This is a genomic window from Ruegeria marina (assembly GCF_900101475.1).
In the GTDB taxonomy this organism is placed as follows: Bacteria; Pseudomonadota; Alphaproteobacteria; order Rhodobacterales; family Rhodobacteraceae; genus Ruegeria_B; species Ruegeria_B marina.
Window position 1 is genome coordinate 60,333 of the sequence record NZ_FMZV01000011.1, and the last position, 22,758, is coordinate 83,090.

A 22,758-nucleotide genomic window follows, 5' to 3' on the forward strand; every position below is an offset into this window, starting at 1 on the left:
TTTCGCGTCTATTCGCGAACCCATGCGAAATTGGCCGAAACCGGGCGTCGTGTCATGCTTAGGCCAGGGATCATCGAGGGAGGAGATCACGATGAAACAGATTGGAACAACCCGCCGGGGGTTTCTCGGCACGACCGCGGCATTTGGCGCGCTGAGCCTGACCCCGGCCTGGACCACGGCGGCCTTTGCACAGGTTGGTGGTACCCTGCGTCTGCGTATCGACGGCGACAATGACGTGCTCGATCCCGGTTACATGGTCGGCGGCACCGAGGTTGAGGCGCAGAAGCAATGCCTGCCGTTTTTGGCGGAGTACATCCAGGAAGGTGACACCTTCACCTGGCGACCCACCTACTATGTCACAAAGCTCGAACAGCGGGATCCCACTCATATCGATTTCGAACTGGTCGAGGGGCTGATGTGGTCGAACGGCTATGGCATGCTCAAGGCGTCAGATGTGAAATTCTCGTTCGAGCGCATGAAGGACAGTGATTGGTCCGGCTATTTCGAGGCGCTGGATCATGTCGAGGTGACTGGCGACCTGACCGGCACCATCGTGCTCAACAAGCCCTTTGCCCCATTCCAGATGGTCACGCTCTGCCATGGTCCCGGGGCCATCGTCTGCGAACAGGCGGTCAAGGATGCGGGCGGCCGTTTCACTACGCAATTCCCCGCCGTTTGCGGCCCCTATACCTACGAGGCGACGCCGGGACAGCGCGCCGTCTTTACCGCCAATCCCGAATGGACCGGCCCGAAACCGGCCTTTGACCGCGTGGAATGCAATGTCATCACCGAGGTCAAGGCGGCGGAACTGGCCTATGATGCCGGTGAACTGGACTGCACCGAGTTGGGCTCCGACACGCTGGCGCGCTATCTCAAGGAGATGCCCGCCGATACCGCCGTGACCACCGCTGGTGAACTGCAATATATGTGGATGGGCATGAATACCGAGCATCCCAAGCTGCAGGACATCCGGGTGCGCCGCGCGATCCAGCATGCGGTGGATGTGGACACTATCCTGCAAGGTGCCTATTCCGGCACGACCGCCAAGTCTCATGGCATCATCTGCCCGGGTCTGCTGGGTCAACGGCAGGAAAGCGGTTTCAGCTACGATCCGGCCAAGGCAAAGGCACTTCTGGACGAGGCGGGCGTGTCCGGGCTGTCGCTCACCTTGCGGACGTTGAACGTGCAGGAGCGCATGCTGGCCGCCCAGATCATCCAGGCCAATCTGGCTGCCGTTGGCATCACCGTGACCGTCCTGCCCGTGGACAGCGGCCCGTTCTGGGAGATGGGGCAGGAAAGCAAGGGCGACACATGGAAGGAACTGGAGCTGTGGATCATGCGCTACGGCACCACGCCGGACCCTTACGAGGCGACGCAATGGTTCGTTTCGGACCAGGTCGGCATCTGGAACTGGGAGCGCTGGACCGACGAAGAATTCGACCGGCTCTATCAGGAAGGCATCAAGGAAACCGATGAGGCCAAGCGGCGTGACATCTATCTGCGGATGCAGCAGATCATGGAAGACACCGGCGCCTATGTCTGGATCAACCATGAGCCGGAAGCCTATGCGCATCATGTCAGCATCACGATCAACGCGGCCCCGTCGGGCGAGTTGAACTACCGGCGCTTCACCAAATCCTGAGCGCCCGTTATTGGAACCGACCGGTCCGGGGCGCGCCGAACCGCGCCTCGGACCGGAACCCGATGCGGTCTGCGAAGTAGGGGGTAAACCGTGCTCTACTATCTTACGAAACGGCTAGGGTTGTCGGTGGTGGTGATCTGCCTCGTCGTGCTCCTGCTGTTTTCACTGCTTCACTTAATTCCCGGCGATCCGGCAACGATCGCACTGGGGCCGCGCGCCACGCCTGAGGCGATCGCGCGCTATGCCGAGAAGATGCATCTGGACGAGCCCGTCTGGCGGCAGTTTCTGATCTATATCGGTAATGCGGCCACCGGAGACCTGGGGCTGGACGTGTTCTCCGATCGGCCTGTTACGGCGATCATCCTTGAGCGGATCGGTTTCACCCTGGCGCTGGTTGCGGCGGGCATGGGATGGGCCATGCTGCTGGGCATCCCGCTGGGCTGTCTGGCTGCGGTCAAACCCAATAGCTGGCTGGACCGCGTCACCGGCGTCTTGTCGGTGGGAACCATTGCGGTGCCCTCGTTCCTCGTATCCATCTGGGCGCTGCTGATCTTTGCTGTACACCTGCGTTGGCTGCCGGCGATCGGCGCAGGCGAGCCCGGCGATCTTGGCGATCAGCTGGCGCACCTGGTGCTGCCGGCCTTTGCCATCGGGCTGAGCTGGGTAGGTTATCTGGCGCGGATGGTGCGCGCTTCGATGCTCGAAGTGATGGGTGAGAACTATATCCGCTCGGCGCGCGCCTTCGGGCTCCGCCCCAGACGAGTGATCTTCGGATACGCGCTGCGGGTCGCCATTCTGCCGACCATCACGCTGATCGGCATGGGTTTTGGCGGCATGATCTCCTCGACCGTCTTCGCCGAGATCATCTTTGCCCGCCCCGGCATCGGCAAGCTGATCTTCGACGCCGTGATGGCGCGCAATTTCCCCATCGTGCAGGGCGCGGTTCTGGTGGCCACCGGCCTCTATATCCTCGTCGTCCTGTTTTCCGACATCCTCATAGCCTGGTTCGATCCCCGTGTCCGAGAATCCCTCTGAACCCGAAACCGGCATTCCGGCCATCGACGCGACCGGGCTTCCCGATCACATGAGCGAAGCCGAGATCCGCGAATCCGCCGCCCGCGAGCGCCGCGAGAAGCTGCGCATGTTCCTGACCAACTGGCAGGGGCTCACCGGGCTGATCCTGGTTACGCTGTTCTTCGCAAGCGCGATTTTCGCGTCCTGGATCGCGCCCTATGAGCCCAACGCGCTGGACGTGCCGAACCGGCTCTCGGGTCCCACATGGGAGCATCTGGCGGGCACCGACCAGTTGGGGCGCGATACGCTTTCGCGCATTCTCCATGGTGGGCGCGTGGCACTGAAGATCGCGGCCATCGGCGTCTCGGTTTCGTTGGTTGTCGGCTTGATCCTTGGCATGATTGCAGGGTTTGGGCCGCGCTGGCTGGACAGCTTGCTGCTTCTGCTCTTTGACACCGTGCGCTCCTTTCCGACCATCGTGCTGGCGCTGGCCACCGTTGCGCTGACCGGCCCCAGCCTCGGCATGGTGCTGGCCATCGTGATCATCACCTCGATCCCGCAATATGCACGGGTGGCGCGCACGGCCACGCTTACGCTGCGCAATACCGATTTCATCCTGGCCGAGCGCTCGCTCGGGGCCAGCATGGGGCGGACGCTGTTGCACCACGTGATGCCCAACGTGGTGGGGCCGCTGTTGATCCTGGCGGCGATGGATGTGCCGGTGGTGGTCACCGTCGAGGCGGGGCTGAGCTTTCTCGGGCTGGGCGTTCTGCCCCCGACAGCCAGCTGGGGCACGATCCTGAACGAAGGATACCTGGTGATCCGCGACGCGCCCTGGATGGTGATCGCCGGGGGGATCCCGCTGATCCTGACCACGCTGGGCTTTACCTTCCTGGGCGAGGCGCTGCGCGACATCTTCGATCCACGCATGGGGAAAGGACGCTGAGATGCCCAAAGATGCAATCCAAACGCCCGGGACGCTGCTGGACATCCGCAACCTGTCGGTGGATTTCCGCACCCCTCGTGGCCGGGTCAAGGCGCTGCGCGATGTCTCGTTCCCGATCCGCAAGAACCGGATCGTCGGGATCGTCGGCGAAAGCGGCTCGGGGAAATCGACGGTGCTCTGGGCGCTGCTGGGACTTCTGGCCAAGAACGCCGAGGTCATGGGCGGCGAAGTCCGCTTTGGCGATCGTGACCTGCTCCATGCCAGCGAGACGCAGCTGCGCGCCACGCGCGGTGAGGAAATATCGGTTGTCTTCCAGGACCCGATGACCAGTCAGATACCGGTTCTGACCTATGGCCGGCAGATGCGCGATATCCTGTATCGCCGCCCTGAACTCTCCAGTGCCGAGAAACGGCGGATGGCGGTCGAGATGCTGGGCAAGGTGGGCATTCCTGACCCGGACAAGCGCATCGACCAATATCCGCACCATTTTTCCGGGGGCATGCGCCAGCGCGCGGGCATCGCCATGGCGCTATTGACGGGGCCGCAGTTGCTGCTGGCCGACGAGCCGACTACTGCCCTGGACGTGACGATGGAGGCGCAGATCATCCACCTGTTGCAAGACCTACAGAAAGAGCTGGACGCCACGGTGGTCGTGGTGTCGCACAACCTTGGGCTTATCGCCGAGCTGTGTGACGATGTCGTCGTCATGTATGCGGGCGAGGTGATCGAGGCGGGTGAAGTGCGCGAAATCTTCCATAACGCGCAGCACCCCTATACCCGCGCCCTGCTGGAATGCGATCCGGCCCGGATCAACGATGTGTCCCGCAAGCTGCCGGTCATTCCGGGGGATATCCCCGATTTGACCAAGCCACGCAGAGGCTGCATCTACGCGCCACGCTGCCAGCGGGCCCTGCCGGTCTGCCGAGATCAGATACCGCCGGACGTGGCGCGCGGCGGCATGAGCCTTGCGCGCTGTCACTTGCTGGACGGGCCGCACCGGGATGCAAACTGGCCGCCGCCGCTTGATGTCATGACGGTCGGTCTGGGAGAGCAGAGCGTGTTCAAACCGCCCCGCGTCAAGGGCGATGCGCCCCTGCTTGAGGTTGCGGACCTGAATGTTCAGTTCAAAACCGTCGGTCCGCTGCGTGCATGGCTCAAAGGGGTCGGGCAACGACATGTGGACGCGGTGCTGGATGTCAGCCTGTCGGTGTCACCGGGGGAAACCGTCGGGTTGGTCGGTGAAAGCGGTTCGGGCAAAACGACGCTGGGGCGCTGCGTGCTCAACCTTGTACCCGCGCAGACCGGCAGCGTGCGGTTCGAAGGCAGGGAAATCCGAAACATGCCCGAAAGCCGGTTCAAGCCGTTGCGACGGGACATGGCGATGATGTTTCAGGACCCGGTCGGCTCGCTCAGCCCGCGCAAATCCGTGCGGGCGCTGATCACCGAGCCGTTCCAGATCCACGGGATTACCGGAGTTGACCTGGATTCCGAGGCCGAACGACTGGCCGACATGGTGCGTCTGCCCAAACCCTTCCTGTCACGCTATCCGCATGAGCTTTCTGGCGGTCAGGCGCGGCGCGTGGGGGTTGCGCGGGCCCTGGCGCTGAATCCCAAGCTGATCATCGCCGATGAACCCACCGCCGGGCTTGATGTTTCGGTGCAGGGCGAGATCCTCAACCTGATGGCAGATTTGCAGGCCGAGCACAGGCTGGGCTACCTGATCATCACGCATAACCTGCCGGTGGTGCGCCATATCGCCGACCGCTTGGCGATCATGTATCTGGGCCGCATCGTGGAAGAGGGCCGCACGGACGAGGTCTTCGCGCGGCCGGTTCATCCCTACACAAAGGCCCTTGTCGAAGGCGTGCCCCAGCCCGACCCGGATCGCCGCCGCGTGCACGTGTCGATCTCGGGCGAGGTGCCGAGCCTTCTCAACCGTCCGAAGGGTTGTGATTTCGCGGGGCGCTGCCCCTTTGCGCAAGAGCTTTGCAGGGCCGAGAAGCCACCTCATGTGACCATGCCGGACGGGCGGCGCCACGCCTGTCATTTTCCACTTGGATAATCTCGGCTTACATCATCGAAAGAGTATGACGAAATGAGTTACGGTATATACATCGGGCGGAACCATACGGCGGACGGGGTGGCCTACCTGGCCGGCTACGGCGATGAGCCCAGCAGCCATTGGCTTGAGATCTGTCCGCGTGCAAAGCACCCCGAAGGGGCGACCGTCACCGTGGGCGTGACCCCTCAGGCTGACATGCCCGGCCATCTCAGCAAGATCCCCCAGGCGCCCGAGACGCTTCGAAACATACGGGTGAGTTATAGCTATTACCTGGGCGTGCCTGCACCGCTGACCAATGGCGGACTGAACGAGCGCGGCGTCGCCGTACGCGACATCTGGGCGACTTCGCGGGCTGAACTGATCGCGATGACCCCAAAGGACCAGACTGGCCCGAACTATTCCGACCTGGCCCGGATCGTTCTGGAGCGCGCCGGCACCGCTCGCGAGGGGGTGGAGCTGATCGCAAGGCTGATCGCGGAGCATGGCTATTCGTCCTATGGCGGCAATTCCCACATCATCGCCGATCCGGACGAGGCCTGGGTGGTGATCGAATTCGCCGGGGGCAAGGGGCTGTGGTGTGCCGAGCGCCTGGGCCCGGACAGTATCCGCGCCTCGCGCCCCGGATATATCGGTGAAATCCCCTATGCACCGGATGAGGATTACCTGTTCCCGCCGCATTTCTTCGACACCGCGAAAGAGGAGGGCTGGTGGATGCCGGATGATGGTCCCTTTCATGTCAATCGCATCTACGGCGACGGCAAATACCGCTGGGACGGGGTCGCCTGGATCGAGGATGAAATGCGCAAGCGGGCCGCAGGACCAGGCAAGATCGGGCTGGAGGACGTGTTCTGGTCCATCAGCACCGGACGGCTGACAGGGGATACCGCGGGTTACGGGCAGGTCGTGCCGTTGACTCATCCCGCGCACGAGGCCCTGCGCTTCATGTGGCACGCCGCTGTCGGGCCGGTGACCGCGCCGCTGCTTCCGGTGTTCCTGGGACAGACCTCCGTGCCTCCTGCATGGCGGCAGCACCGCTACTTGACCGCGGGCGAAAGCCACCGGTTCCTTGACCGCCGCAAGGAAGCCAGAGACCCCGATACGGTGTCTCTCGTCCCGCAAGGGATCGAGACAGGCGGCTCTGCCTTCCAGGCCTTCAAGCGGCTGATGCACCTGGCCTTTCAGAAACCTGACCCGATCCTTGAAGAGGTATGGGTTCACTGGCGCGCGGTCGAAGTCCAGGTGAATGCCCGGATCCCCGACACGCTGCGCGCTGCCGAACGCATGCTGGACCTGGGTGAGGACGCGCTTGCCGCGCAGGTGCTGACCGAGTTCAGCCAGGCCAGGCTGGCCGAGGCGCTCGCTGACTGCCATGCCCTAGCTGAGGCGGCTCATGCAAGGCTCCGCGCGCTCAACGCGCTGAACATGGCAGACAAGCCCCGGATGCTCGACCAGTTATGGTAGACCCGACGCGGGCCGGTGCTTTGCACCGCAATCCGAACCGGTTCTTCGCCCAACATGTGCCTGGTGTCCAGGTCGCGGACGAAGCGGTCCTGGGGATGCGGGCACAACAGGCGGTCTTGACAGCCGGCGGCCAGTTACGCTCGCCTTGATCACTAACCGAATTGGAGAAGGTTCCCATGCCGCCAATCAGTGCTGTTCGCACGCCCGACGACCGTTTTGCTGGCCTGTCCGACTTCGATTGGCAGCCTCGCTACCATGACGGGCTACCGGGCTACGAGGGGCTGCGCATGGCCTTCATTGACGAAGGCCCGGAAGACGCACAACAGGTCTTTCTTTGCCTCCATGGCCAGCCTTCATGGAGCTATCTTTATCGTCACATGATCCCCGTGTTCCTTGAGACGGGAGCAAGGGTTGTTGCGCCCGATCTCTTCGGGTTCGGTCGGTCGGACAAGCCCGTCGATGACGCGATCTACACCTTCAATTTCCATCGCCAAAGCCTGGTCGAACTGATCGAGGCGCTGGACCTTACGGGCATTACACTAGTTTGCCAGGATTGGGGCGGATTGCTCGGCCTCACCATCCCGCCGGAAATGGCGAACCGTTTCGAAAGGCTCCTCGTGATGAACACCGTGCTCGGCCTCGGCGGCGGAAGCACCGAGGGTTTCGACGCATGGCGCCGTTTCCATGGCGAGAACCCCGATTACGACATCGCGGCGCTGTTCAAGACCTATGTTCCCGGCATGACAGACGCGGTGGCTTCGGCATATGCGGCTCCCTTTCCCGAAGCGCGTTTTCGTGCGGGTGTGCGGCGCTTTCCGTTTCTGGTGATGACCGATCCCGAAATGGAAGGCGTGGATGTTTCGCGCCGTGCGGCTGCGTGGTGGTCATCCGAATGGCGGGGCATGAGCTTCATGGCCGTCGGGGAACGCGACGTCTTGATACCGCCTTGGCTGATGAACCGAATGCACGAGATCCTCGGCATCAAAAGACCGCCTTTGCTGCTGCCGGAGGCAGGGCATTTCGTGCAGGAGACCCACGGCGCCGAAGTGGCACATGCAGCCCTTCAGGCTTGGAAACAGGAGTGATACGTTCCCGAAGACCTTCGCATCATGGTCTTTGATCCCGTCCGGACCAGACCGCGATATGGGCGGGTGCGGGGAATTCGACCGTTCCGTCCGCCGCAGCGAAGTGACCCAATCGCGTTTCCGCCGCCGCGACCAAAGCGTCAAACCCGTCATCGTCAATGAAGTCGGACAGGGTCCAGCCACGGACATCCATTCGGACCCATTCCCGGATCGAAGCAAATCGCGCGGTGCCCGTCACCGTGGTCACAGTTGCGTCGGCGAGCCCGCCGTCCGTCAATAGACCCCGCAGTGTCGGTTTGTGGCCGAGCACGAAGGGCGCGCGCAGGGCATCCGCAGCATCATGGCCAAACATTGCGTCAATCAGCTTGATCATGCCCGCATATCCGGGAGAATTGCCGACGTCGTCCCAGACGCTCAGCGCAATCCGGCCATCGGGACGAACCGCACGCCGCATTTCAGCCAGGGCTTTGGTCCGGTCATCGAAGAACATCAGGCCGAACTGGCAAAGCACGATATCGAATGAAGCCGCGGCAAAAGGCAGGTCTTCGGCCAGGCCCTGGACCCAATCGATGTTGCCGGCACGACGCCGCGCAACCTCGAGCATCCCCTCATTCCGGTCCAGTCCGACGACGCGCCTGTCCGCCCCGGTGCGCGACGCGGCCGCGCGCGTCGTCGCACCGGTTCCACAGGCAACATCCAGGACATCGCTTGTTGCCTCCAAGCCTGCGGCATCGCACAGCGGTCCGGCCCATTGCCCGAACAAGGCTGGCACGAAGAATTCATCGTAGATTTCTGCGGCGGAACCTGTGACTTGCCCTCTGGTTGCAGTGCGCGTTGTCATCTTTTCCTCCATTGGTTCGGATGTCATCGCGCCAAGGGTGACCCGAAGCCATGCATCGGGTATAGTTCAAGAACTGTAGGAACGAGAAAGGCACGGCGAATAAAATCCTACGGCCAGTTCTGCCCGGTTGCAAAAGCGGCCGAACTGTTTTGCGAGCGCTGGAACGCCCTCATCATCCGTGATCTTGCCCACGGGCCACGTCGGTTCACGGATCTCCAGCGCGGCGTTCCGCTGATGTCACCGTCGCTTTTGTCCTCGCGGCTGAAATGGCTGATCGACGAAGGCGTGATCGAGCGCCACGACATGGGCGAAAGACGCCGCGGCTATGCCCTGACCGAAGCGGGGCGGGAATTCGTGCCCCTGGTCGAGGGGCTCGGCATCTGGGGGCAAAGATGGACAAGACGTACCCTGCAAGCCCATGAAATTGACCTTGGCCTGCTGGTCTGGAGCTTGGAAAGTTCCGCCAACCCCGATGCCTTTGGTCCCGGACGATGCCTCATTCGGTTGGAATTGACCGATCAGACCGATGCAAAGCGGTTCTGGTGGTTCCTGAACCAGAAAGGGAAGTGTGAGTTGTGCGTCGACGACCCCGGCGGGGAGGTCAACCTTTATGTGGCCTGTACGCTCCCGGATGCGATCCATATCGTCCGTGGAGACATCTCGCCAGCGCATGCCATTGGTGACAACCGTATAGAGGTTCTTGGCGACAACTGGGCGAGGTGCGCTTTTACCGATTGGCTGAACCTGGGTCCGCTCACAAAAGTGCAATCGCGGCGTAGCGACACATGAGCGGGCATGACTGCTCCGGCGGAGTCCTTGAGAAACTCTACCGAACAGACAATTGTGACTGGGTTGCCGGATTGATTTCACCAAGCAATCGACGGCCGGACCGGCGTTTTTTTCAGTGACTGGCGCCTTCGGGTTGAGCTGTGCTGGTGTCGCCATCCGGACGGGATGTTGGTGCAGATCAAAGGACAGTGCCATTGCCTCTGGCGGGCCGCCCATCACGAGGGCGAGGTTCTGGAAAGCTTCGTGACAAAGGGGTGCGAAAAGAAATGCGGCGCATGTCGCGCGCAGCCACACCGCCGCCTTCGCCCCGGTCATGATCAGGATGCGGGGAAGCGGTAGCCGGGGTGTTGCCCGGGATTGAACGGTGAAACGCAATGCTCTGCGCGGCGATGACCGTGGCATGATGGGTGATGGCGTAGCCGATTTGAAAGCGATCCGCCGGGTGGTGGAAGATGCCGGATATGACGCTCCCTGCGAGGTTGAAATCTTTTCGGGGGGTAACTGGTGGACCGGCCCGCCAGATGAAGTTCTCGGCATTATCGTCGAGCGTTTTCAAATAGTTTGCTGAAATACAATCCAAATAAGGAATTAGGCAACCGACGCTATTGAGGCGATCATACCGGTCATGGGCCGGGCCAGGTACACAGAGTTCAGGACACGCCCCCACCATCGACCGCGGCCTGGCTCAATCACCGCGCAAGATCCTTGGTCACCTGCCCGACGCCGGACAACGACTGGCCTCACGTCTTGCGAATACAGCTGTAAAATCCGGACTTCAGAACCCGATAGGTTCATCGTCCACCCGATCCACCAGATGCCGGGACCGAACAACTAGGCTGTCCGTTTCCGTTCCGGGTCTCGGGGCGTCGGTTTCTTGCCGCTCAGGACGGGGCGGCGCGTAGGTTCCTTCAACGCGAGACGAAATCCGAAAAGAAACGAAAGCCAGGCCGCACACCAGAATGTCGCTGCCGCTGTTTCCACTTCGGTTCCGTACCCGGCAGCCAGCGGCGCCATCAGACGCAGGCAGGTCGCGATCCAGATCAGCGCCATGGCAAGGCTCAGCGAGGGAATTGCTTGCAGTTGCGGTCCGGAACCGTGACAGGCGGCGCGGCCGGAAATCGCCATGATCAGCCCCGAGATTGCCCCGATAGTCAGCGCGTGTATGGCATCGGCCAGAGGATAGGACGCGGAGAGCAACCACAGGCCGCCCTTAAGCGCCAGGCCCACAGGCAGCCAGAAAAAGGCAAAATGCAATCCAGCCACCAGCGGGTTCGCAAGTGTCGATAGGCTCTGCCAGCGCGCCATGACCAGGCACAGCAAACTCGCCGACAGGACCAAAGCCGCATGAGCGAGATCACTCCAACCCATCAGGATTGCCATCAATGAAAGAATCTGTGCCGAGATGGCTGCAGCCCGTAGTTGTGAAGCCGGAGCATGACCGGCTGAACGCCCGCTGTGCTGACGCCAGCTTTCGGTAAATGCGGGGACAAGACGCGCTCCCACCACCGTTACAAGTAACGCCATGCCGATCAGGCAGGCATGCGCGATCTCCAGGCTGCCGGAGACATCTCCTGCCTTGGCAACCTTCAGGAAAATTATATCCGCCAAGCCCAACATGACCACCACGACTCCGAACAGCGCCTTTGAAAAGGCTCGACCTGACAGGGTGCGATACAGGATAAGCGCAGCAAGCAGCACGAAGAACAATGAATTGATGCTTAGCAGCAGGAGAGGCGGAACCCGGTCTGCCATCGCCATCGACAGGCGCGACAGCACCCAGAACGCCACAAGAACCTTAAGGATGCGGCCATGCTCTGGTGGCCGGCATACCCAATGGGGCAGCGCCGTCAGGACATATCCCGCGATGGCGACACTGAAGAAGCCGAAGATCAGTTCGTGTACATGCCAGAGGACCAGAGGGGTAAACCCTGGTTTTGGCAGACCGAGGGAAACACCGAGCGGCCACCACGCAATCGATACGAGGGCCCAGAGTGCCGCCGCTAGGAACAACGGCCTGTAGGGCGCATCCCAAAAATGCGACAGTCCGACGTTTCCCATTGCTGCTCCAACTGCGATCAGCCTGCCGCGGCTCTGGAAATACGCCGATACCCGGCCTCGCCGTGATAGAAACCGTTGGAAAATGAATTCCCGCCACACGCCTGATGCAACCCGGCTTCGGCCTCGAGAAGATCGTGAGTGCCGTCCACGACGCCGCGAAAGGCAGAGGCCACCGCCACCATGTCGGCCGCCTGCGGCATCAGCCGCAGATGGGTGACGCCGACCTCGATCAGGCGAGCGGTTTCGGGGAGCAGGTCGACATAGCTTTCCGACTGGGTCTGGATGCCGTTGACGCGCAGGATCGGGCGGTTGTCCGTGGTGCGCAAAGGCATGCCGTCGTCATCGTTCTCGCAGACGAACTGGCAGTTGTCCTTGGTCCGGCCATGGGCGCGGGCATGATAGCAGCGCGCCGATACGGCCAGCGAGGCCCGGCCGAAAACCTGCACCTCGACACCAAGGCCGAGGTCGCGCGCGGCGCCGGCTGCGGCGGCGATGGCGGGCGCGGGCATTTCGGCGGGCAGGGAGACATGGGTCGCGCCCTGCGACGCCATCCACGCGATTGTCACTTCGTTATAGGCGTTCATGAATGGGCCGATACGGTGCGGGCGCTTGCCGCGCGCGAACAGCCCCGCCGCGTTGTTGATCTCGATCTCCGGGGCTTCCAGCGCGGCAAGATCGGCGGTCGCCTTGCGTTCGCGCGTCAACATGACCTCGGCCAGCGAGGACAGGATCACCGTCTTGCCGGCGCGCTCCAGCCGTTCGATGGTGGCCGGCAGATCTGCCTCTTGGAAAGGCGCGCGTTTGGAGCAGATCACTTCGCCGAGATAGACCTCGTCGACCGGCGCTTCGTCGGCGATGCGCGTGTAGAAGTCCCGCCGCATCTCGGCAGGCCAGTGGTAGGCGATCGGGCCAAGGGTCAGTTTCGTCATATCGTTCACCGCCACTTCTTGGTCTCGAAGGCGCCCTGGGTCTGCTTCTGCCCCTCGGTCAGGGCAACGAGGTCGGCCATGTCGGCCGGGCGCCCGGCGCGGATGTCATCGACCGCCTTGCGAAACGCCGTTACGACCCCGCGCACATAGGATTTCGACCGTTGCCGTCCCTCGATCTTGAAGGCGTGAACGCCAGCGTCGATCAGTTCGGGCAAGAGTTTTGAAAGATTGAGGCTGATCGGTTCCTCGAAGGCATAATACCCTTCGGGCCGATGCGGTGCGGTGTAGCGTCCCTTGCAGATCGTCGGGTAGCCCGCCTTTTCGTCGGCCCCGAAACAGTCGATGGTGAACCCGGCAAGCTGAGATGACATGGACCCGTCCTCGTGGCGCTTGTATTCTACGTCCGAGGCCGGCGAGCAGACCCCATCCATGTTGGTCGATTGGCCGGTGAGGTAGTTGGTCAGGCTGCAACGCCCCTCGACCATAAGACCATGGTTGCCGAAGATGAAGGTTTCGATTTCGCAGGGGATTTCCTTGCGGATCTGGCGGATCTCGGGGATCGTCAGGATGCGCGGCAGCACCACCCGCTTCACGCCGAAATGCGCACAGTAATAGCGGATCGCCTCGGGACTGGAGGCCGCCGCCTGAACCGACAGGTGCAGGCGCGTGCCGGGATGGGTGCGCGCGATGTAATCGGCAACACCCATGTCCGCGACGATGAAGGCATCGACACCCAGCCGCGCCCCGGTATCGGCGGCCTGCCGCCACAGATCGACCTTGCCCGCGGGCGGGTAAGTATTGAGCGCCAAAAGCACCTTGGTACCGCGTGCATGAGCATAGGCCACGGCCTCGGCCAACTCTGCGGGGGTGAAGTTCAGGCCGGGGAAGTTGCGGGCATTGGTGGCGTCCTGGAAGCCGCAGTAGACGGCATCGGCTCCGGCATCGACTGCGGTTCGCAGGGCGGCCGGGGTTCCGGCGGGGCAGATCAGTTCGGCAAGGCTCATCGCGGTTCGGCCCTTTCAGGATGGGATATAGGAACGGCGCAGCCGGGACAGGATCGCGCGCCCGGGCCGTCCGAACATCGCGGCGGTTTCTTCGGCGATCGAACCGTCGACATCGTCAAGCGCATTGCGCAGCCGCACCACGGCTTCGGTATCGCCCGAGACCTCCAGATCGCGGGAAAAGAAGGCCGCGTCGCCATCTTCCTCGGAATCGATCAGTTCCAGCAGCAGCATGAATCGGCCCCTGATCGTCGCGCCTGCCCTCGGGGCCGCATCGCGCGGCACGGCACGCAACACCAGATCCTGCGGATCGGGCCGCAGGTGCAGGGCAAAAGGCAACTCGATCGGGTCGATCAGGAAATCAGTACTCTGGTGAGGCCCGAGTCGTGCGAATAGCGACGAATGACGCGATGCGATCCGGCGCACCACCCGCGACAGGACCGGTTGCACCACGGCACAGGCCAGTCGTTCCGCGATACCTCGTCCGGGCAACGGAGATTTTTGAGACACGGTGGCGTTCAATGTCATGTTGAGGCTTCTCCCATCTCGGCCGGATCGGCGCCGGGTGCTGCGAATGCAGCGCGGGTCACGTTTCGACACCAGCCCAGAACCGCATCCACCTCGGGTGGCAGATCCGTGGCCAGACCGTCCGCGAACCGCCAGAAGGCGGGGCGGTGCGTCTCGGACACTCCGATCAAAACCGGAATCCCCCGTGCAAGCGCCTCGGCGATCATCGCCCGAAAGCCGCGCCCCTCGGCCTCGCTCAGACCGAACTTGTTCAATACGACAAGGTCCGCACCCTGTTCGATCAGGCGTGCCGTCGCAAGCCCTACGGCATCCTCTAGCGCGCCGGCATCCATCCGGCAGGCGACGGACCCCGGCCCGAGGTCCTGCGTGATGCGCATGACCGGCCCGTCCGGCAACAACCACAGATCACTGTCGCAATGCCCGCCCGCGTTGCCCGGTTCGGAGAGCCGCAACGCGCCCAGAACGCGAACCCCGTCCTCTGTCAACCGAGCGACGACCCCGGACAAAAGGCGATCCGTCGCGCCGCGGCCATGTGCCATGACAGAAGCTATTGCCATTGTCTCAACCCCTCTCGAACCTTGGGAAAAGCACCTCGTTCTCCAGCGCGATATGCACCGCCAGATCGTCGAGCAGCTTTTCGGTCCCTGCATAGAGCGCGCGCCAGGAACCGCAGGCATGATCCGGCGGCGTCAGGTTCGCGGTAAGCGCGCGCACATGCGCAATGTTCGCAGCGTGATCGTCGTGGTCGGCGCGCATCACGGCGATGGGATGCTCGATCCCCGGCATGCCGCCTGCGCGCATAGCCGGAAAGAGGATCTTTTCCTCCTTGGCCATGTGATCTTCCATCTCGCGCCAGAGCGTCATCAGGGCCTGCGCAAGCCCGTGCGGCGCCTCTGAATCGCTGGCGTGGACCGTTTCGACCTTTTGCGCGAGTGGATGCAAGGACGCGAGGTCGGACCGGTGGACCGCGTGATAGCGGGTCAGAATATGGGCGATGAGGGCATCGGTGTCCTGAGACGCGGCACTGGGAGCGATATCTTCCATGGGACTCTGGGGCATTGGCGTGACGACGAAGTTTTGGTATTCAGGATACCAATTACATCAGCGGAATGCGCATTGTAAATACCAAACAAGGAGTCCGATCTTGCGCCTTACAACGTTTACCGATTTCGGGCTGCGCGTCCTGATGCGGATGGCCGGCGCCCCGGAGCGGCCGTTCACCACCGCGGAACTGGCGGACGAGTTCCGCGTATCGCGCCATCACCTGGCCAAGGTGATCTCGGCGCTGTCGAGCGCTGGCTATCTGGAAACGCGCCGCGGCGGCGGGGGCGGCGCGGTACTTGCGCGGCCGCCCGAAGACATAAGGCTTGGCGATGTCGTCGCCCATCTCGAGGGGGATCAAGCGTTGGTCGAATGCTTTCTGCCGGGCGGCAACGCCTGTACGCTGACACCGAACTGCCGCCTGAAAGCGCGGCTGGCCGGCGCTGAAACTGCCTTCATCGCCGAACTCAACCGCAGTTCGCTGGCAGACTGTGTCTATCACCCTCTCGGGAGATGACGGCCCGCGACGGCCATGATCGCCAGCACCGCGCAGCGTAGCGCCATCACCGTCACCGTGCGCATCTCGAAGGCTCCAGCGCGGATGACGGGAAAACCGAAGGTGGCAAAGTCGAGCAGGCTTGCCCTCAGGACGGCAAGTGCCTGGGGAAAGGCCCATTCACGCGCTGACCGCGTGCCCAGCCCAACGACGATATGGACGAACCCGGCGAATGTGTTGAACCACGGCGGCTCTGTGGCACAAATTGGCTGAACGCCGAGGTTCCCCTTTCCCCGGACGGACTCATCCTAGGGGTTCTGTAACGGGGATGCCGAGCGCGCTGTAGCCGTTCAGGACGGCGATGCGGACCTGAAGCGCGGCGCCTGTCGGTCGAAGTCCCGCGCTGTCAACCGCTGGCCCGGAAGTTTCACACAATGCATCTTCGTTTCGACGCGGCTCCGGCGGTAGTGGTCTGCCACGGTTTTGCATTCTTGCGGGGCGGGATGACGGCGTGGGCACCACGACGCGAGCGGGCCAGATCTCGCCTCTCTGACCTTGCCGGACCTGACGCCGGAGCTGGAAGACGGGCCGCTCTATTCGAAGCGAATTGCGCAGCCTGTCACGGGGCGAATGCGGCGGGCTCCGACCGGGGACCGCCGCTCGTTCATCGCATCTACGAGCCGAGCCATCATGGAAAAATGGCGTTCGATCTCGCCGCGCGGCAGGGTGTCCGGGCACATGACTGGCGGTTCGGAAACATGCCGCCCGTCGAAGGTTTAAGCGACAAGGACGTTCCGCAGATCACCGATTATGTCCGCGCGCTTCAGCGCGCGAACGGGATAGAGTAACGATGACCTCCTATCGCGCGCCACTCACAACCACTTGTCGCAGAACCAGATTCCTGCCGTGGAAAGATAAGGCGGGCAGCGCGAACGCTGGTCCAATTGCGGTCACGCAAAATCTGGTTGTCTCGAGACGTCGCAGCAACTATTTCACAACCATGAAAAAGTTCGCGTACAGCTTTTCAGCGAAGCGTCTGATGGCGCTGATCATGTGCCTTGCGCTCATGATCACTGGAGTCGCTGCGGCTGTCGCGATGGAACATCCGGGTCACGAAAGCAATGGCAGCGTTGCTTGGGCCGCATCCGATCCCGGACCGATGGCGCACGCATCGCACCATATGTCACCGGGTGACTCCGATGCAGAATGCTGTGAGCCCGATACCACCGCGGCGTCAAGCTGCCATGTGTCGACGTGCTGTCTATCCGAATTGCAACACTCGGAAATTTTGGCATCCTTGGATCACGGTCGAAGCGCCTGTGCTCAGTCAATGGTGCAAGTGGTCGGACCTTCGATCGACACCTCACTTCCTGAAAGACCGCCTCAACTTTCCTGACAGGTTCTTTACGGCCCGAGCCCTCGTGCGGGTCGGGTCCATCTTGAATTTCGGGCCGATTCCCAGCGCATCGGCTGTCAGGAGGTTGCAATGCGTGGACGCTACGTGGCTCTCGCGATCCTTGCCTTGGCGGGCGGCACCGCAGGCGGCATCACACTTGAGAGGTTCTACCTCAATCCGGCGAACACCGGCGGATCGGACGGGCCGGAGATTCTCTATTGGGTCGCGCCAATGGACCCGAATTTCCGACAACCCGGCCCGGGCAAGTCGCCCATGGGGATGGATCTGATCCCGGTCTATGCCGGTCAGGAACCGTCCGGCGATCCCGCGGAAGTCTCGCTCAGCCCGGCTGAAATCAACGCAATCGGGGTACGGACCGCGCTGGCGCGGATGACGGACGTGGCGCCGAAGATCGAAACCGTCGGATTTGTCGGCTATGACGAGCATCTCACCAGCCATGTCCACACGCGCGTCGATGGATGGATTGAGGTCCTGAATGTCAGGGCCGTTGGCGACGCCGTCCGAAAGGGTGACGTGCTGTTCGAGCTCTTCTCTCCGGAGTTCGGCGTCGCAAGCTTCGACTTTCTCAGGGCGCTGGAACGGGGAACCGGGCTCTCGGTCGAGGCGGCGCGCAACAAGTTGCGCAGCCACGGCGCCACCGAGGCGCAGATTGCTGCGATCGAGGCATCCGGCGAGGTCGCGCGTCGCATCACGGTCGAAGCCCCGAGGGACGGTATCGTGGTGGCACTTCAGGCCGCAGACGGTATGTTCCTGCAGCCCGGAACGCAGGCGGTGTCGATCACGGATCTGAGCCAGGTCTGGCTGATCGTGGATGTGTTCGAGCGTGACATCTCGCGCCTGTCGGAAGACATGGCCGCTGTCGCCAGCTTCGAACATCTTCCCGGGAGAGTCTTCGAGGGCAGGATCGACTACGTCTATCCCGAACTCGACCCGCGCACGCGTACCCTTCCCGTGCGCCTGCGGTTCGACAATTCGGAAGGCCTGCTTCGGCCGGGCATGTTCGGCAACGTGAACCTCATTCCCAACGAGAGCCGTCAGGTTCTGACGGTGCCGTCCGAGGCAGTGATCCGGACCGGATCGGCGGAGCGGGTCATCCTGAAGACGGGCGCGGGAACGTTCCGGCCGCGGCTTGTCACGACCGGACTGCGCGACAGCTTTGGAGAAGGGGGCCGCACGGAGATCCTGCAAGGACTGGCGACGGGCGAGGAGGTTGTCGCATCTGCGCAGTTCCTGATCGACAGCGAAAGCGCTCTCAGCGCCGGCTTCATGCGGATGGCGCCGACCGATGCAGAGCCCGCCCGCGGGACAGGCACGCTTGTCGCGCTCGACCGTGACCGGCGGATCGCTACGCTCCGCCATGGTGCCCTCGAAAGCCTGGACTGGCCGGCCATGACGTCCGAGTTTCCGGTGCGCGCGGACGTGCCGCTTGACCGGCTCCGCGTGGGAGAGGACGTGTCGTTTCGGGCCGCCCGTGGCGCCGACGGTCTGCTCGGCCTGATCGAGCTGGGTCCCGATGACGGTGTCGCGGCGACGGGAACAGGAATGGCGCTGGCCGTGACACCCGAGGGCAAACTGACGCTCGACCACGGCCCGATTCCAGAACTGGGCTGGCCTGCGATGCAGATGGACCTGGATGTGGCGGGCCTCGATCCGGCGAGCGTTCCACTCGATACGCCAATCGAATTCGATCTGGCCAAGGATGAGAACGGCATGTTCTCCATTATCGCGGTGCGCGCCGAGGACGACGATCCAAGACCTGCGGAGGAGGTTGACGAAACACCGACCGTGGCGACCCCGCCAATCGTCGTTTCAGGAACGATTGACGCCATCGACCCGGCAACCGGACAGGCAACGATCACCCACGGACCGATCACCGAAATCGGCATGCCAGGCATGACGATGGCGTTCGCCGTGCACCCGGAGCTGGACCTCGCTGGCCTCGAAATAGGTCGGGAGATGTCGCTCACCTTCGCGCGCCCCGACGGCATGACGATGGTGTTGGCCGGTGTCGAGCCCATGCAGCCGCCGATGGAGGTCTCGGGCACCATCAACGCGGTCGATCCTGCCACGCGGATGGCCAACATCACCCATGGACCGATGACCGAAATTGGCATGCCGGGAATGACGATGGATTTTACCATCTCGGGTGACATCGATCCGGCCGCCTTGCCCACCGGGGAAGAAATCATCCTGCTTCTACATCGCAACTCCGATTTCTCGATGACCCTTGTGGGCACCGCCGCTACGCGGAGCGTATCGCAATGATCCCCGCCATCATCCGCGCCTCGATCGCGAACAGGTTCATCATCGTGGCGCTCGCACTCATGATGGCGGCGGTGGGTGTCTGGGCCATCCGCGAGACACCGGTCGACGCTATCCCGGACCTGTCGGACGTGCAGGTGATCGTGCGCACGCCCTATCCCGGCCAGGCGCCACAGGTGGTCGAGAACCAGATCACCTATCCGCTGGCCACGGCGATGCTCGCGGTGCCGGGGGCGCAGGACGTGCGCGGCTTTTCATTCTTCGGGGACAGTTTCGTCTACGTCGTCTTCGAGGATGGTACCGATCTCTACTGGGCGCGCTCGCGCGTGCTGGAATATCTCGGCCAGATCACGGGAAGCCTGCCCGAAGGCGTGTCCCCGCAGCTGGGGCCCGACGCGACGGGTGTGGGATGGATCTATCAGTATGCCCTGATCGACCGCACCGGAAACCACGATCTGTCGCAACTCCGCACGCTTCAGGACTGGTTCCTGAAATACGAGCTTCAAGCCGTAGAAGGCGTCTCGGAGGTTGCCACAGTCGGCGGGATGGTCAAGCAATACCAGGTCGTCGTCGACCCCAACAAACTGCGCGCCTACGACATCACGCTCGCGCAACTGCGCGGCGCGATCCAGGCCGCGAACCGCGAGACCGGCGGCAGCGTGATCGAGATGGGCGAAGCGGAGTTCATGATCCGCTCGTCGGGTTACATCGACGAGCTTGCGGACCTCGCCAGCGCCCCCTTGATGGTCAACGAGCGTGGCGCGGCGCTGACGCTAGGCGACGTGGCGGAGATCCGGCTGGGGCCGGAGATGCGGCGCGGTGTCGGCGAGTTCGACGGCGAGGGCGACGCAGTCGGTGGCGTGGTGATCCTGCGCTGGGGCGGCAACGCGCTCGCCACGATCAAGGCGGTCGAGGCCCGGATCGAGGAACTGCGTCCGAACTTGCCCGAAGGCGTCGAGATCGTCACGACTTATGACCGCTCCGGCGTGATCGAACGGGCGATCGAGAACTTGCAGAAGAAACTGACCGAGGAATTCATTGTCGTGGTGCTGGTCTGCGCCGCATTCCTTCTGCACCTGCGCTCGTCGCTGGTGATCCTGCTGTCGCTTCCGCTTGGCATCTTTGCGGCCTTCATACTGATGAAGGCGCAGGGCGTAAACGCCAACATCATGTCGCTCGGTGGCATCGCCATCGCCATTGGCGCCATGGTCGATGCCGCCATCGTGATGATCGAAGCCATGCACCGGCGCCTCGAGAAAGAGAAGCTGACGGCCGAAAACCGATGGAGGATAGTGCAGGAATGCGCCTCAGAGGTTGGGCCGGCGCTTTTCTATTCCCTGGCCATCATCACCGTGAGCTTCCTGCCTGTTTTCGTGCTCGAGAACCAGGAAGGACGGCTCTTCAAGCCATTGGCATACACGAAGACTTACGCGATGGCTGCAGCGGCGATCCTGTCGATCACGCTGGTGCCGGTCCTCATGGGTTATTTCGTTCGCGGCCGCATCCTGCCCGAACGCAAGAATCCGCTGAACCGGATCGTGGTCTGGATGTACCGACCCTTCCTGGATGCGGCAGTCGCGTGGCCGTGGGCAACGACGTTGCTCGCAGGCGCCGTCGTAGCCTCGATGTGGTACCCGCTCCAACGTCTCGGGTCCGAGTTCATGCCGGAACTGAACGAGGGCGACTTTCTCTACATGCCCACGCTTTACCCGGGCGTCTCCATCGGCAAGGCGCGCGAGGTCCTGCAGCAGACCGACCGGCTGATCGCAACGATTCCCGAGGTCCAGACGGTGCATGGCAAGCTCGGTCGCGCCGATACCGCGACCGATCCGGCACCCCTCACGATGATCGAGACCACCATCCAGTTGAAGCCGGAGGCGGAATGGCGCCCCGGCATGACGATGGATAAGATCCGTGACGAACTCGACCGCGCCGTGCAGGTGCCGGGCGTCACCAACGTCTGGATCCAGCCGATCAAGAACCGGATCGACATGCTGGCCACGGGGATCAAGACGCCGGTGGGCGTGAAAATCTCCGGTGCCGATCTGAATGTGATCGAGCAGATCGGCATTGCGGTGGAGGACGCCGTTCGCGGCATCGACGGCACCGCCTCGGCCTATGCCGAACGCCCGGTCGGCGGGCGCTTTATCGAGATCGACGTGAAACGTAATGCTGCTGCCCGCTACATGATGAGCGTGCGGGACGTGCAAGACGTCGTGCAAACGGCCATAGGCGGCATGCAGGTCTCCGAATCCGTCGAAGGGCTCGAACGCTTCCCGATCAACCTGCGATATCCGCAGTCGTGGCGAGACAGTCCTGAACGGCTGGAAACCTTGCCGGTGGTCACACCCTCGGGGGCCCATGTCCCACTCGCAGCGCTCGCGGACATCCGGATCGTCGACGGCCCGGGCATGATCCGGTCCGAAAACGCACGGCGCACCGGCTTCGTCTTCATCGACATCGCGGGGCGCGACCTTGGCAGCTATGTCACCGAGGCGCGCGCGCAGGTCGCCGAAGAAGTCAACCTGCCGCCGGGCTATTCGCTCTCCTGGTCCGGCCAATACGAGTACATCGAACGGATGCAGGAACGGCTGACCATCGTCGCCCCCGCGACGCTTCTGATCATCACGCTGATGCTCTTCATGGCTTTCAACCGGATCATCGAGGTCGGGATCATCCTGGCGGCCTTGCCGGTCGCTCTCGCCGGGGGTGTCTGGTTCCTGTGGTATCTCGCCTTCGACATCTCGGTGGCCGTGCTTGTCGGCTTCATCGCGCTTGCGGGCGTCGCGGTCGAGACCGCGATCGTGATGCTTCTCTATCTCAACCTCTCGTGGGAAAAGCGTCGCAAGCTCGCGCAGGCCGAGAACCGTATGCTCACCCGCGACGACATCCAAGAGGCGGTCTTCGAGGGCGCCGTGCTGCGGGTCCGACCCAAGGTCATGACCGTGGCCACGATCTTCGCGGCGCTCATTCCGATCATGTACGGCACCGGCACCGGATCCGAGATCATGCAGCGGATCGCCGCCCCGATGATCGGAGGCATGGTCACGGCGACCCTTCTGACCCTCTTCGTGATCCCGTCGATCTTCGTGATCTGGAAGATGTTGGCCCTGGCCCGTGTCAACCGCGAGATCGCCCCCCTCGTTCTGCGGCCTGAACAATCAGTGCCTGCCGAATAATCCCAAA

At 62.9% G+C, this 22,758-nt stretch carries 20 protein-coding genes and 2 pseudogenes; 14 read left to right on the forward strand and 8 right to left on the reverse strand.

Going from position 1 to position 22,758, the window contains the following annotated elements; translation table 11 throughout:
• Nucleotides 1-91: 91 nt before the first annotated feature.
• The 6 genes from BLT75_RS15190 to BLT75_RS15215 all read left to right on the forward strand — a co-directional run bounded on the left by BLT75_RS15190 (nt 92) and on the right by BLT75_RS15215 (nt 8,210).
• Nucleotides 92-1,642 (forward strand): ABC transporter substrate-binding protein, encoded by a 1,551-nt coding sequence (locus BLT75_RS15190; RefSeq protein ID WP_176828053.1) that lies wholly within the window; start codon nt 92-94, stop codon nt 1,640-1,642.
• A 90-nt stretch (nt 1,643-1,732) separates the two neighbouring features.
• Nucleotides 1,733-2,677: an ABC transporter permease gene (locus BLT75_RS15195; protein ID WP_093033477.1), complete on the forward strand. Its 945-nt coding sequence runs from the start codon at nt 1,733-1,735 to the stop codon at nt 2,675-2,677.
• Nucleotides 2,658-3,602 (forward strand): ABC transporter permease, encoded by a 945-nt coding sequence (locus BLT75_RS15200; protein ID WP_245706544.1) that lies wholly within the window; start codon nt 2,658-2,660, stop codon nt 3,600-3,602. The genes BLT75_RS15195 and BLT75_RS15200 overlap by 20 nt, the downstream gene beginning before the upstream one ends.
• Nucleotide 3,603: 1 nt before the next feature.
• Entirely contained in the window at nt 3,604-5,664 is a 2,061-nt protein-coding gene (locus BLT75_RS15205) for a dipeptide ABC transporter ATP-binding protein (protein ID WP_093033480.1), read from the forward strand.
• A gap of 33 nt (nt 5,665-5,697) precedes the next feature.
• The gene (locus tag BLT75_RS15210; RefSeq protein ID WP_093033483.1) at nt 5,698-7,125 is read left to right on the forward strand and encodes a C69 family dipeptidase; all 1,428 of its coding nucleotides are present in this window, start codon (nt 5,698-5,700) and stop codon (nt 7,123-7,125) included.
• A 176-nt stretch (nt 7,126-7,301) separates the two neighbouring features.
• Nucleotides 7,302-8,210 (forward strand): haloalkane dehalogenase, encoded by a 909-nt coding sequence (locus BLT75_RS15215; RefSeq protein WP_176828055.1) that lies wholly within the window; start codon nt 7,302-7,304, stop codon nt 8,208-8,210.
• 22 nt (nt 8,211-8,232) lie between these two features.
• Here the strand turns inward: BLT75_RS15215 and BLT75_RS15220 are convergent, their stop codons facing one another.
• Nucleotides 8,233-9,051 (reverse strand): class I SAM-dependent methyltransferase, encoded by an 819-nt coding sequence (locus tag BLT75_RS15220; protein ID WP_218128931.1) that lies wholly within the window; start codon nt 9,049-9,051, stop codon nt 8,233-8,235.
• On the opposite strand from BLT75_RS15220, the gene BLT75_RS15225 reads away from it, so the two are divergent.
• From BLT75_RS15225 to BLT75_RS25300, 3 genes and pseudogenes are all read left to right on the forward strand, one after another.
• The gene (locus tag BLT75_RS15225; RefSeq protein WP_218128933.1) at nt 9,022-9,840 is read left to right on the forward strand and encodes a winged helix-turn-helix transcriptional regulator; all 819 of its coding nucleotides are present in this window, start codon (nt 9,022-9,024) and stop codon (nt 9,838-9,840) included. The two genes, BLT75_RS15220 and BLT75_RS15225, sit on opposite strands and share 30 nt — an antisense overlap.
• A gap of 364 nt (nt 9,841-10,204) precedes the next feature.
• Nucleotides 10,205-10,408 (forward strand): hypothetical protein, encoded by a 204-nt coding sequence (locus BLT75_RS15230; protein ID WP_176828061.1) that lies wholly within the window; start codon nt 10,205-10,207, stop codon nt 10,406-10,408.
• A gap of 150 nt (nt 10,409-10,558) precedes the next feature.
• Nucleotides 10,559-10,675 (forward strand): annotated as a pseudogene (locus tag BLT75_RS25300) (IS481 family transposase); the annotation flags it as partial.
• Here BLT75_RS25300 and BLT75_RS15240 read toward each other — a convergent pair.
• The 6 genes from BLT75_RS15240 to BLT75_RS15265 are packed head-to-tail and all read right to left on the reverse strand — an operon-like array spanning nt 10,672 to nt 15,400.
• Nucleotides 10,672-11,997, reverse strand: a complete 1,326-nt coding sequence (locus tag BLT75_RS15240) for an NnrS family protein (RefSeq protein ID WP_143028572.1) — start codon at nt 11,995-11,997, stop codon at nt 10,672-10,674. The pseudogene BLT75_RS25300 and the gene BLT75_RS15240 sit on opposite strands and share 4 nt — an antisense overlap.
• A complete protein-coding gene (gene ubiV / locus BLT75_RS15245; RefSeq protein WP_245706545.1) occupies nt 11,916-12,827 on the reverse strand; it encodes a ubiquinone anaerobic biosynthesis protein UbiV in 912 nt (303 codons plus the stop codon). The genes BLT75_RS15240 and ubiV overlap by 82 nt, the downstream gene beginning before the upstream one ends.
• 5 nt (nt 12,828-12,832) lie before the next feature.
• Nucleotides 12,833-13,831 carry a ubiquinone anaerobic biosynthesis protein UbiU gene (gene ubiU / locus BLT75_RS15250; protein WP_093033501.1) on the reverse strand — a complete coding sequence of 333 codons (999 nt, stop codon included), beginning with the start codon at nt 13,829-13,831 and terminating at the stop codon, nt 12,833-12,835.
• 15 nt (nt 13,832-13,846) lie between these two features.
• Nucleotides 13,847-14,356, reverse strand: a complete 510-nt coding sequence (ubiT, locus tag BLT75_RS15255) for a ubiquinone anaerobic biosynthesis accessory factor UbiT (protein ID WP_093033504.1) — start codon at nt 14,354-14,356, stop codon at nt 13,847-13,849.
• The gene (locus tag BLT75_RS15260; RefSeq protein WP_093033507.1) at nt 14,353-14,913 is read right to left on the reverse strand and encodes a DUF2478 domain-containing protein; all 561 of its coding nucleotides are present in this window, start codon (nt 14,911-14,913) and stop codon (nt 14,353-14,355) included. The genes ubiT and BLT75_RS15260 overlap by 4 nt, the downstream gene beginning before the upstream one ends.
• Nucleotides 14,914-14,917: 4 nt before the next feature.
• Nucleotides 14,918-15,400, reverse strand: a complete 483-nt coding sequence (locus BLT75_RS15265; protein ID WP_218128935.1) for a hemerythrin domain-containing protein — start codon at nt 15,398-15,400, stop codon at nt 14,918-14,920.
• Between the two features lie 100 nt (nt 15,401-15,500).
• Between BLT75_RS15265 and BLT75_RS15270 the strand changes: the two genes are divergently transcribed.
• Nucleotides 15,501-15,914: an RrF2 family transcriptional regulator gene (locus tag BLT75_RS15270; RefSeq protein WP_093033513.1), complete on the forward strand. Its 414-nt coding sequence runs from the start codon at nt 15,501-15,503 to the stop codon at nt 15,912-15,914.
• 282 nt (nt 15,915-16,196) lie between these two features.
• Here BLT75_RS15270 and BLT75_RS15275 read toward each other — a convergent pair.
• A pseudogene (locus BLT75_RS15275) lies at nt 16,197-16,360 on the reverse strand (IS5/IS1182 family transposase); the annotation flags it as partial.
• Between the two features lie 36 nt (nt 16,361-16,396).
• Here BLT75_RS15275 and BLT75_RS15280 point away from each other — a divergent pair.
• The 4 genes from BLT75_RS15280 to BLT75_RS15290 all read left to right on the forward strand — a co-directional run bounded on the left by BLT75_RS15280 (nt 16,397) and on the right by BLT75_RS15290 (nt 22,751).
• Nucleotides 16,397-16,741 carry a c-type cytochrome gene (locus BLT75_RS15280; protein ID WP_093033516.1) on the forward strand — a complete coding sequence of 115 codons (345 nt, stop codon included), beginning with the start codon at nt 16,397-16,399 and terminating at the stop codon, nt 16,739-16,741.
• 2 nt (nt 16,742-16,743) lie between these two features.
• Nucleotides 16,744-17,289 (forward strand): hypothetical protein, encoded by a 546-nt coding sequence (locus BLT75_RS24120; RefSeq protein WP_143028573.1) that lies wholly within the window; start codon nt 16,744-16,746, stop codon nt 17,287-17,289.
• Nucleotides 17,290-17,379: 90 nt separating this feature from the next.
• Entirely contained in the window at nt 17,380-19,575 is a 2,196-nt protein-coding gene (locus BLT75_RS15285; RefSeq protein WP_093033519.1) for an efflux RND transporter periplasmic adaptor subunit, read from the forward strand.
• Nucleotides 19,572-22,751, forward strand: coding sequence for an efflux RND transporter permease subunit (locus tag BLT75_RS15290; protein WP_093033522.1), 3,180 nt, complete (start codon nt 19,572-19,574; stop codon nt 22,749-22,751). Before BLT75_RS15285 ends, BLT75_RS15290 begins: the two co-directional genes overlap by 4 nt.
• Nucleotides 22,752-22,758 lie beyond the last annotated feature (7 nt).